Here is an 11,268-nt window from a genome sequence, read left to right on the forward strand (position 1 = left end):
CCCATTCTCTTTTGAAGAAGTTGAAACGGCTGAATCTTTTCATCGTAATAGACACAAATTTCGCCATCCAGAACAATTTCAGGAATTGTTCTCTCTTTGAAAAAATTCTGAATTTCCGGGAAAGATTGAGTAATCTCATTAAGATCTCGAGAGTAGATTTCCACTTTTTTCTCAGAATGGTGAACCTGCGCCCTCATTCCGTCAAACTTCTCTTCGGCGATATAGTCTGAAAGAATCTCTATAGATCTGCTCTCTATGGGAGAGGCAAGCATGAACGACAGTGGATGGAAAAGTTTAAATTCAGCCTCGTCTAAACGTTCCTCCTTGGCCAGCACAGCCGTCTTACCAATGCTCCCTGTAATCATATGGGCATAGCGGACACTCTCTTTTTTGTAGCCAAATGCTTTGGCAATGGATGCTATAACACTTCTTGTTTCAAATCCTATTCTTAATGAGCCCTGTCCAAGCATGCGGATGGAATATTTCACTTCAACCGGATCCATCTTTCTCCACATTTTTTGGAGCAGATCTATTTTATCTTCGCGGGAAGAAACTTCGAGGAGATCATGAAACAGCCTACTCACTTCTTGAAGAGATAAACTCACCGGATCCCTTTCTTCAATAGCCTTCGGAATATTTTGCAGTAACCTCTCAATCGCTTCCGAATTACTGCCCGTTGCGGTTCTGCACGGTTTATAAACCTTGTCGTAATCAATTTCACAAAATTCAGAAGCCGCAAGCCCTGTTGTTCTGCTGCCCACTGAAGCTCGTTTCCCGCTGATTGCCGGGAAAGCGCCTTCACCAATAAACTGTGCGGTAAGTTCTAAATCTTCTGCAGTATTTATATCAGATAAAAAGTCAGCAAAAATCGTGATTTTAGCGTTTGTCCCTCGTGTTTCGCGAATCATCTGAATGGTATTGCATAATTCAAAAAACGAGGTGTTCATGGGTTTAACTTTTTGAGAGCAGGTCAACAATTAAGAGATCTGCTATTTTTAATCCATTTGATGTAAACCTCAAAACATCCACCTCTGTTTTCAGCATTCCTTTCTCTCTTTGATAGTCGAGCCATGATCTTTGCTCCCTGTTCAGTTCATAGCTGTAACGAGATTTAAGCTCCTCAAAACCAACTCCCCATTTGGTTCGTAATCCAAGCATCAGCCTCTCTTCCGCAAGGCTGTGCATAGACAGTTTTTCAGGATTTATGGTGCTTTCGGCGGATAAATCATCCATATACTCCTTGATATCTGACCGGTTTTCCCATCTTAGGCCACCCTCTTCAAGCAGCCAGAATGAATGGGCAGACGGGCCAAGCCCCAGGTAATTTTCATGCTTCCAATAGTTACTGTTGTGTACGGCTTCTTTCCCCGGTTTGGAAAAGTTACTCACTTCATACCGCTCTATTCCAGCCCTGTTTAACTTTTCGTCTAACAGGTCAAAATGTTCTGCCACCATTTCATCTTCCGGGGGAGAGATTCTTCCAAGTTTCACCTGCTTCCCCAGCCGTGTCTGAGGCTCTACAGTCAATGAGTAGGCTGAAATATGTGGCGGATCAAATTGAAGAAGTTGAGAAATATCTTCTTCAAGCATTTCTAGAGTCTGCCCTGGATTTCCATAGATAAGATCGGCGGTAAAAGTTGGAAATCCTGCTGTTTGTAAACTTTCCAATGCTTTCAGGGCTTCGCTTTTTGTATGGGCACGGTGCATAAACTGCAACAGTTTTTCGTCGAATGACTGTACGCCCATGCTCGCCCGATTTATTCCCAGATCCAGGAGCGATTTCAAATAGTCCGGAGTAACATCGTCCGGGTTCATCTCCATAGTCACTTCAACCGGATTTAAAGAAAAAGAATCTGCCAATGCGTCAAAGATACGCTTTAGCTGATCGGGAGAAAGCTGGGAGGGTGTCCCGCCGCCAAGATAAATCGTTTCAATTTTCTCATCAGAATATAGGGTTCCCCGATACGATTGAATCTCTTTAACTAACGAATCAACAAATGGATCAATCAGTTTTTTCCGGGTAATAAAGAAGAAGTCGCAGTAACTGCACGCCTGTTTACAAAATGGTATGTGTACGTAGATTCCGGCCATGCATGGAAAAGAAAAGCACAGATTATTCTGTGCTTTGTTTAAATAAAGTTACTGCTTTGGTGTATAGAAAGGATTCTCGTCGTACGTATCAACCTGTCGGTATGTACGCTGGTATTTCACGTAATTATTTGCAGACTTCTGAATTGATTCTATCTCCTCATCCGTCAACTTCCGGTGTCTTTTTGCGGGAGATCCCATATACATATATCCGGATTCCAACACCTTCCCGGGAGGCACCAGTGTTCCGGCGGCAACAATCACATCGCTTTCAATGACTGCCTCATCTAAGATAGTAGCATGTATGCCAATTAAAACTCTGTCGTGAATCGTGCAACCGTGAACCATTGCGTTGTGCCCTATGGTAACATCGTTACCTATTTTAGTGGGGCCGGTCTGATTCATCACATGAATGGATGCATTATCCTGAATATTGGAACGCTCTCCAATTTCAATCCAGTTAACATCACCACGTATGGTTGAGTTAAACCAAACCGAACTGTCTTTGCCAATAGACACATCTCCGATAACATCTGCACTTGGTGCTACAAATACAGATTCTTCGAAATGAGGTGATTTATCTAAAAATTGATAAACCATTTCTTAAGAGCGATACATGTAAAGTTCAACCATCGACTTGAATTGGTCATAATTTTGTGGATTTTGTCGCAACCGCTGTCCATTGAAGAAAAATGTAGGAGTAGCATTTACCTGTCGGCGAATTCCTTCCTGACGTTGGCTTTCAACACGTTGATGAATCTCTTCAGACTCCAGATCAGCTGCGAACTGTTCCATATCCAATCCAATCTCTTCGGCAAAATCCATAAAATGATCACGTGCATCTCCCTGAGACCAAACTTCCTGGTACTCAAAAATCATATCGTGCATCTCCTTAAAACTGTCCTGCTCCCGGGCTGCTTCTGCGGCGTAGGCAGCTAATGCTGCATACTGGTGTCCGCTTAAAGGAAAATGACGATATTCGATTTCGACCATATCTCCAAATTCTCTCTTAATCTGTTCCTGAGCCGGAATGTACGCCTTACAAGCCGGACACTGATAATCACTGTATTTTAGAATATTAACTTTCTGGGCCTGTCGTTCAGCATTTGCGGTATCGTTACCGGAGTTGTTGCTCAATCCATAGTAAAGAACACCTCCCGCAATAACTACAAATGCAACCAGGGCAATAATCTGTATATTTTTCTTATTCATAATATCTATTGAAGTGTGTACATATTAAAGTTTCAAGACCTAATAAGGCAGAATATAAGAAGAGATTTTCGAGAGTACTCGATTAATTTAGTTTGTTGCTTGTTGCAGTTTTGCTTTGTAGGCCATCGCATAAATCTTCATCTGCTTAATCATAGAGGCAAGCCCGTTTGAGCGTGTAGGTGAGAGATGTTCCTGCATACCAATTTGTTTTATAAAATCGGGATTGTGGGAGAGAATATCGTCAGGAGTCTCGTCAGAGTAAAAACGTACCATCAGCGCAACCAAACCTTTTGTTATTGCCGCATCACTGTCTGCTTTAAAAATAACTTTATCATCATCAAGTTCTGTGTGAAGCCAGACCTGAGATTGACAACCGCGCACTAAATTATCATCTGTTTTATAATTCTCATCAAGTGAATCCAGCTTTTGGCCAAGCTTAATAATGTACTTGTAGCGTTCAGGCCAATCGCCCAAAGCTTTAAATTCTCGAATAATCCGTTCCTGTTTTTCCTGTATTGTCATAGCATTTTCTTTACTGCAAAGATACAAAAAACAGGCGAATTAAAAGATTTCGATCTTCTATCAGTTTGAATTATACTCAGATGAAATTTCTGTTGATGTAGCTCCTTTTATGGCCTCTACTGCAGTGCGTTCTGTATTCCATTCCGGTTTAGCGTAATCAATTACTTCAATATAGCCGCCATCTTTACTCTTAATACGATACTGCTCTGTATTTGGTTTGCCATCCAACACAATATTTAAATGATCATAAAAAGATTTCAGATCGTCTTCATGAATTACATCATCCATGCTTAAAGTAACGGCTTCATCCGCTGTAATACCTGTAATTTTACTAAAGCTGTCCGAGACATATTCAAACATATACTCGTTGCCGGCGGTTTTTATTAGTTTATAGTTATAATCTTTATCGCGTTCAAAAACTTTTTCGAAATTTGCGTTTCTCTTTGACAGCATTGCCATGATGCGTTTCTGCAGAGACTTGTTCTCAAAAGACATTCTGACAATCTTCTGCCCATGCACTGTAAGGATCCGGGCCGATGCCTTCACTTCAACAGGCCCACCTTTTTTATTTTTGATGACCATTTCATAAGACCGATCATTAAAATCGCTGGGTTTAAACGAGTCAAACTTATGTTTATAAGTTTCGATAAGTTCATCTTCAAGAATTTCCCAGAATTTAAGTTTCTTCAACTCATCATCAGTATATCCTGTAAGATCACGAAATGCCTTGTTCGTAGTAACAATATTGCCTTGCTCATCTACATCAATCAAGGTTTTCTTACTCTCTTCTCTGAGTTTGTCAAACTCCATTTCGGAGTCTACTACTTTTTTCTCAGATCTTTTTCGCTCCGTAATGTCGTGTTGATAGGAAACCCAATGGGTAATTTCGCCTTCATCGTTAGTCAGCGGATGGATATCCCACTGGTTGATAAACTCTGAACCGTCTTTTCTATAGTTTACAGTGTGGCCAAAGAATGCCTTGCCCTCTTTTAGCCTTTCCTTCAGTTTATCCAGAACAGCCCGGTCTGTCTTCTCTCCCTGTAGTATACGGGGAGTTTTACCTAAGGCTTCTTCACGAGTATAGCCTGTCATTTTCGTAAACCCGTCATTTACATAGACAATTTCTGGACCGGGCTTTTCAAGTCCAAGCTCTGTTATCACAATAGAATCATAATCGCTTTGTATAGCTCTCTCAAGAAGGTTTAAATGACTTTTAAACTTGTCTTTCTCTTCAACGACTTCTCTAAACAACTCCTTCAATTCTTGAAAAGATTTTTCGTCTTTAGCGAGCGATTTTAACTTATGTTCTAAATTATCCATCAAACTATACAATTTATCTTACTTATTCTCTTGTTTAATACAAGAAAAAGGTTTTTCGTTCAGAGTTTATCGTTGTCAACCCTTGGAAACGATAATGTCGTTCAAAAACATTCCAATTATTTGATATTTTTCTAAAATTCTCAATCAGAAGTCAAAAAACTTTGTTAGCAAACAAATAACTGCGAGAAAATTCCCCATAGTCTTCAAATTTCCTTGCATCTGACTTATCCCTCTTTCAGGATAATTTTAGCAATGGTGGCAAGCTGCATGTTTGAAGTACCTTCGTAGATCTTGCCAATTTTTGCATCTCTATAATATTTCTCAACAGGATATTCTTTCACATACCCATAACCGCCATAGAGATCAACCGCCATTGAACTGACTTTTTCAGCTACTTCTGAACTATAATATTTTGCCATTGCAGCTTCTTTCAAAAATGGCTGACCAGCTTCTTTCAGTCTGGCCGCATTATAAACAAGTAGTCTTGCCATCTCTAATTGAGTGGCCATTTCACTGAGCTGAAACTGAACACCTTGAAAATCGGCAATCGCTTTGCCAAACTGCTTTCGCTCCTTCGTATAGGTTATAGCTGCATCGAATGCTCCCTGCGCAACTCCAATCATTTGTGCCCCAATACCGATTCGACCTTCGTTTAATGTTTCGATCGCAACCTTATATCCTTTTCCAACTTCACCAAGCACATTCTCTTTCGGAACCCGAACATCTTCGAGCAAAAGCTCACATGTTGAGCTGGCTCTGATACCCAGTTTATTCTCTTTTTTAGATACAGAAAAACCCTCCATTCCACGCTCTACAATAAAGGCTGTGATACCTTTGTACCCTGCAGTTGGATCCAGCGTAGCGAATACCAGAAATATATCTGCTTCTTTCGCATTTGTAATCCAGAGTTTAGTTCCATTTAAGATATAGTCGTCACCGTCTTCTTTAGCAGCACATTTCAGAGCAAATGCGTCACTGCCTGAACCGGCCTCAGACAGACAGTAGGCACCTACTTTTTCGGTTGCCAGCTGGGGTAAAAACTTTTTCTTTACTTCATCTGAACCCCAGTTCAAAAATGCGTTATTCACAAGAGTATTTTGTACATCCATAAATACTCCAACGGATGCATCAACCCGGGAAATTTGCTCGATGGCAACAATACTCATAAAAAATGATCCGCCACCGCCCTGATACTCCTCCGGGATTTCGATGCCCATAAAACCCATTTCAAAAAACTGCTTGATCAGGCCTTCATCCAGTTTGGCAGCCTCGTCCATTTCATGAACCTTGGGCTTAATCATCGTATCTGCAAATTCAGCTGCAGCGTCTCTCAGCATCTGCTCATCTTCTGTCAATTGTGTGAGCGGAGCAATTTTAGTTCCTGTATCAGACATAGTCGTTCTTATTTAGTTATTCGATAATTTTTTTCGGTACAAATATAGTGGTTTGTAAGCGCTTTTCCGTACTCAATTTCTGTTTACGTTAGCTAAACAGAGTGCTCCTCTTTATTTTACAAAGTAATTATAAGAACAGAATAAAATTAATTGCAGTGAAGAAGCAAAAAGAAAAGAATCTTTTTTCAGAATTTGAACCCATAAGCCGTGAAAAATGGGAAGAGCAGATTAAAAGGGATCTGAATGGGGCTGATTATAAACAGAAGCTAAAATGGGAAACCCTTGAGGGACTTACTCCCTACCCATTTTATCGCTCAGACAATTTAGAAAGTCTGGAATTTTATCAGCCTGATTCAATCCGGGCTAATATCAATTCTACGTGGAAAAGGTGTGAACAGGTTTCAGAGTCCGATCCGGTCAAAGCCAATTCAGAATTGAAGCAGTCTATAAAAGGAGGAGCTGATGCATTTCAAATTAAATGCGATATCTCTTACAGTGACGGTGCTTTAAGTGGAAATATGATAGGAACCCAGATTCAGTCTCAGAAAAATTTCGATAATTTCGTCTCCGATATAGACTTTTCTGACTTCAAGCTGCTCTTCGAAAGCGGTATGAACACCCCTGCAATTCTGGCCATGGCTCAGAACTCGGGTACTACATTTAAAGATGCGGCTTTCTTTTTCGATCCTTTTACATATACAGCAAAGCACGGACGTGAGCCATTGCCGACCGAAAAGTTAACTAACGTCATCCATCAGCTTGCAGGCAAGAATGACTATAAAACTCTGTGTGCCGATGGACTTTTCTATCACACTTCGGGCGCTTCCATCATCCAGGAGCTGGGAATTTCACTGGCTATTGCGAGTGAGTATTTTGCCTGCAGCAATAAAGAAAATCTCAATCGGACTGCAAAGTCCATAATATTCCGTTTAAGCGCAGGGCCTCTTTACTTTCCTGAAATTGCAAAATTCAGAGCGGTACGAATTTTATGGGCAAACCTTCTCGATGCCTACGGAATAAATAACTCTCTGCCTTTACACATACATGCCGAAACCACACTGCAGAATCAGACACTTGCCGACTCCCACAATAACACATTGCGGGCTACAACTGAGGCGATGTCGGCCGTAATTGGCGGTGTCGACTCCCTCATGATTCAACCCTTCGACAGTCCATTCAGCAGTTCAAATTCGTTCTCTTCCCGCATTGCCCGCAACATTCATCACATCATTGCTGAAGAAGCACATTTTGGCAAGGTTGATGACCCGTCAGCAGGTTCTTTCTATGTTGAGCAGCTTACTGAAGAGATATCCCAAAAAAGCTGGGAGTTTTTCCAACTGATTGAGAAACAAGGCGGTATTCTTGACGCTTTAAAAAATAGAGTCATACAATCTGAAATCGAGACTACCAAAAACAGTAAGTTGAAGGCTTACGCTACAGGCAAACGCACTCTGGTAGGAACCAACAATTATCCAAACAGTGATGAAAAACTGCCGGAACCTGTTATTACAACTGATTATACCGACTCCTTGGAAACCACAGATAATTCAGCATCCATCGATTCTGCAAGATTGGTAGATTCGCTTTCTGAAAATCTCAGAAATAGCCTTTTTGTGGGCGATCTCTTTGCATCTTATTTAGAGCCTCAAAAAGTTCTTTACACTTCTCTTGAACCTTTTCGAGCTGCTGAAGCATTCGAGTCGATACGGCATCGAACCCAAAAGCACACCAAATCAACCCAAAAAGATCCAACTGCTCAGCTTGTACCTGTTGGCAGTACGAAGTGGAGAAAACTCCGCGCTACTTTTGCATCCAATATGTTGGGCTGTGCGGGATTCAGTATAGATTCACCAATTGGATTTGAATCCGTTGAGAGTGCTTCTAAAAAACTAAACCCCCACAGTACCGACATCTACGTACTGTGTGGTGCAGACGATGAATATCCCGAATTGATCAAACCATTTTGTGAGGAATTTGGGGAAAATGGAGTTCTTGTACTTGCCGGTAATCCAAAAGACAAAGAGGCTGAATACAGAAAGATAGGCATCGATCACTTTATCTATTCAGGTATGAACATACCTGAAGTACTTTCAGAAATTCAGGATCAAATTTTTAATACAGAAAAACCATCATCATGAGACCCGATTTTTCAAACATTGAATTAAAACCCGGCTTATCTTCGGAAAAATCAAACTCCGGTGAATCTGCGCAGACTATCTGGACCACACCGGAAAAAATTGATGTGAAATCCAGATATTCGGAAAGCGATATTTCAAATTTGAGTCATCTCGATTTTGCAGCCGGAATTCCGCCCTATCTCCGCGGACCGTATTCTACAATGTATACAGTTCGCCCCTGGACCGTTCGTCAATATTCAGGTTATTCAACAGCAGAAGATTCCAACACATTCTATCGAAAAAATTTGGCCGCCGGGCAAAAAGGACTGTCCGTGGCTTTTGATCTGGCATCGCACCGCGGATATGATTCAGATCACCCCAGGGTTTCCGGCGATGTCGGGAAAGCGGGGGTCGCCATCGACTCCATTCTGGATATGAAAATTCTGTTTGACCGGATTCCGTTAGATGAGATGTCTGTTTCCATGACAATGAACGGAGCCGTTATTCCGGTTATGGCATTTTACATTGTAGCAGCAGAAGAGCAGGGTGTTTCTCCGGAAAAACTAAGCGGAACCATTCAGAATGATATTCTCAAAGAGTTTATGGTTCGCAACACCTACATCTACCCGCCGGAACCGTCTATGCGTATAGTAGGCGATATTTTTGAGTATACATCCAAAAAAATGCCTCGGTTTAACTCGATCAGCGTGAGCGGATACCACATGCACGAAGCCGGAGCAACTGCTGACCTGGAACTCGCCTACACGCTCGCCGATGCCCTGGAGTATGTGAGGGCAGGAATAAAAAACGGATTGGATGTTGATAAGTTTGCACCTCGTATCTCTTTTTTCTGGGGTATTGGAATGAACCACTTTATGGAAATTGCAAAGATGCGCGCCGGGCGAATGCTTTGGGCAAAATTGATGAAGCAGTTCAATCCCAAAAATCCAAAATCACTTTCCCTTAGAACACACTCCCAAACGTCCGGGTACAGCCTTACTGAACAGGACCCCTTCAATAATATAGCCAGAACGGCAATAGAAGCGATGGCGGCAGCGCTCGGACATACCCAGTCATTACACACAAACGCACTGGATGAGGCTATTGCTCTTCCTACTGATTTTTCCGCTCGTATCGCCCGAAACACGCAGCTCTTTCTGCAGGAAGAGACGGGAATCACCAAAGCCATTGACCCGTGGGCGGGGAGTTATTACGTGGAAAGTTTAACCGATCAACTGGCACGGAATGCACTCGAGCTAATTGAAGAAGTTGAAGAGTTGGGTGGCATGGCCAAAGCTATCGAAGCCGGTGTCCCAAAAATGAGAATTGAAGAGGCCGCAGCCCGCAAACAGGCTCGAATAGACAGCGGGAAAGAGACGATTGTCGGAATAAATAAATATCGGTTGGCCAAAGAAGAACCGATCGATATCCTCGAAGTAGACAACGAAAAAGTTCGGCTGTCTCAGATAGAACGGCTTCAAAAATTAAAGGCTGAAAGAAATCAGGAAGACGTTGATGCATCTCTTACTGCTCTTACCAAATGTGCTGAATCCGGCGAGGGTAATCTGCTGGAACTGGCCGTTGATGCAGCACGGAAGCGAGCTACTTTAGGTGAAATTTCCGACGCGATGGAGAAATCTTTCGGTCGTTACCAGGCAACCATTAAATCCATATCCGGCGTGTATTCATCTGAAATCGACAATAACGAAGAGTTTAAAAAAGCCAGAGAACTGGCAGACCAATTTGAAGAGAAGGAAGGACGCAGACCACGAATTATGGTTGCGAAAATGGGCCAGGATGGCCACGATCGCGGAGCCAAGGTGATATCCACCAGCTTTGCCGATCTGGGTTTTGATGTGGACATCGGCCCTCTCTTTCAAACACCGGAAGAGGCTGCACGACAAGCCGTAGAAAATGATGTGCATATTCTCGGAGTTTCCAGCCTCGCTGCCGGGCATAAATCACTCGTCCCAAAAGTAATTGAGGAGTTGAAAAACCTGGGTCGTGAAGATATCATGGTGATTGTGGGTGGAGTAATACCCAACCAGGATTATCAGTTTTTATACGACCAGGGTGTTGCAGCCGTCTTTGGCCCGGGCACCGTTATAGCCGAAGCGGCCCATAAGATTTTGAAAATCTTGATGGAAGATTAACCACAAAGGGCTCTAAGTTTATCACGAAGGAGCACCAAGAAAAGGATTATGACAGAAAATCAAATTTCTAAAGTTGTCTTAGATTGTGTTTTAAAAGTTCACAGTCAATTAGGTCCCGGATTATTGGAGTCTGCCTATCAAGAATGCCTTTATTACGAAATCAATAAATCAGGATTATTCGTGCAAAAAGAAGTTCCATTACCCCTTACATATGAGGAAGTTCAACTTGAAATAGGGTATAGAATAGACTTGTTAGTAGAAAATAAGTTCATTGTAGAAATTAAGTCCGTTGAATCTCTATCGGATGTTCATTTAGCTCAAGTTTTGACATATTTGAAGTTGAGTAAAATTAAGCTTGGTTTTTTACTGAATTTCAATGTTTCAAGATTGAAGAATGGTGTTAAAAGAGTAATTAACGGCCAATTGGCATCGTGACCTTGGTGAAAACCATTGTGTCACTTT

The 11,268-nt window shown here is 41.9% G+C and carries 9 protein-coding genes and 1 pseudogene; 3 read left to right on the forward strand and 7 right to left on the reverse strand.

Translation table 11 applies throughout. The annotated features are described in order from the left end of the window. The 7 genes and pseudogenes from ACESM0_RS09945 to ACESM0_RS09975 form a co-directional block, all read right to left on the reverse strand. A pseudogene (locus ACESM0_RS09945) lies at nucleotides 1-947 on the reverse strand (hypothetical protein); the annotation flags it as partial. Nucleotides 948-951: 4 nt separating this feature from the next. Continuing rightward, entirely contained in the window at nucleotides 952-2,091 is a 1,140-nt protein-coding gene (hemW, locus tag ACESM0_RS09950; RefSeq protein ID WP_372906055.1) for a radical SAM family heme chaperone HemW, read from the reverse strand. Nucleotides 2,092-2,139: 48 nt separating this feature from the next. After that, entirely contained in the window at nucleotides 2,140-2,688 is a 549-nt protein-coding gene (locus tag ACESM0_RS09955) for a gamma carbonic anhydrase family protein (RefSeq protein WP_372906057.1), read from the reverse strand. Nucleotides 2,689-2,691: 3 nt separating this feature from the next. Then, nucleotides 2,692-3,300, reverse strand: coding sequence for a DsbA family protein (locus ACESM0_RS09960; protein WP_372906059.1), 609 nt, complete (start codon nucleotides 3,298-3,300; stop codon nucleotides 2,692-2,694). An 87-nt stretch (nucleotides 3,301-3,387) separates the two neighbouring features. After that, nucleotides 3,388-3,822: a SufE family protein gene (locus ACESM0_RS09965; RefSeq protein ID WP_372906061.1), complete on the reverse strand. Its 435-nt coding sequence runs from the start codon at nucleotides 3,820-3,822 to the stop codon at nucleotides 3,388-3,390. Nucleotides 3,823-3,882: 60 nt separating this feature from the next. After that, entirely contained in the window at nucleotides 3,883-5,142 is a 1,260-nt protein-coding gene (locus ACESM0_RS09970) for a PAS domain S-box protein (protein ID WP_372906063.1), read from the reverse strand. A gap of 224 nt (nucleotides 5,143-5,366) precedes the next feature. Continuing rightward, entirely contained in the window at nucleotides 5,367-6,536 is a 1,170-nt protein-coding gene (locus ACESM0_RS09975) for an acyl-CoA dehydrogenase (protein ID WP_372906065.1), read from the reverse strand. Between the two features lie 155 nt (nucleotides 6,537-6,691). Between ACESM0_RS09975 and ACESM0_RS09980 the strand changes: the two genes are divergently transcribed. The 3 genes from ACESM0_RS09980 to ACESM0_RS09990 are packed head-to-tail and all read left to right on the forward strand — an operon-like array spanning nucleotide 6,692 to nucleotide 11,241. Then, the gene (locus ACESM0_RS09980; protein WP_372906067.1) at nucleotides 6,692-8,674 is read left to right on the forward strand and encodes a methylmalonyl-CoA mutase family protein; all 1,983 of its coding nucleotides are present in this window, start codon (nucleotides 6,692-6,694) and stop codon (nucleotides 8,672-8,674) included. After that, nucleotides 8,668-10,806, forward strand: coding sequence for a methylmalonyl-CoA mutase (gene scpA / locus ACESM0_RS09985; RefSeq protein ID WP_372906071.1), 2,139 nt, complete (start codon nucleotides 8,668-8,670; stop codon nucleotides 10,804-10,806). The genes ACESM0_RS09980 and scpA overlap by 7 nt, the downstream gene beginning before the upstream one ends. Nucleotides 10,807-10,854: 48 nt before the next feature. Beyond that, nucleotides 10,855-11,241 (forward strand): GxxExxY protein, encoded by a 387-nt coding sequence (locus ACESM0_RS09990; RefSeq protein ID WP_372906069.1) that lies wholly within the window; start codon nucleotides 10,855-10,857, stop codon nucleotides 11,239-11,241. Nucleotides 11,242-11,268 lie beyond the last annotated feature (27 nt).

The organism is Rhodohalobacter sp., from assembly GCF_041686455.1.
GTDB lineage: Bacteria > Bacteroidota > Rhodothermia > Balneolales > Balneolaceae > Rhodohalobacter.

Coding starts and splice junctions, on each gene's coding strand:
- hemW (WP_372906055.1), bottom strand. CDS start 2,091: ATGGCCGGAATCTACGTACACATACCATTTTGTAAACAGGCGTGCAGT.
- ACESM0_RS09955 (WP_372906057.1), bottom strand. CDS start 2,688: ATGGTTTATCAATTTTTAGATAAATCACCTCATTTCGAAGAATCTGTA.
- ACESM0_RS09960 (WP_372906059.1), bottom strand. CDS start 3,300: ATGAATAAGAAAAATATACAGATTATTGCCCTGGTTGCATTTGTAGTT.
- ACESM0_RS09965 (WP_372906061.1), bottom strand. CDS start 3,822: ATGACAATACAGGAAAAACAGGAACGGATTATTCGAGAATTTAAAGCT.
- ACESM0_RS09970 (WP_372906063.1), bottom strand. CDS start 5,142: ATGGATAATTTAGAACATAAGTTAAAATCGCTCGCTAAAGACGAAAAA.
- ACESM0_RS09975 (WP_372906065.1), bottom strand. CDS start 6,536: ATGTCTGATACAGGAACTAAAATTGCTCCGCTCACACAATTGACAGAA.
- ACESM0_RS09990 (WP_372906069.1), top strand. CDS start 10,855: ATGACAGAAAATCAAATTTCTAAAGTTGTCTTAGATTGTGTTTTAAAA.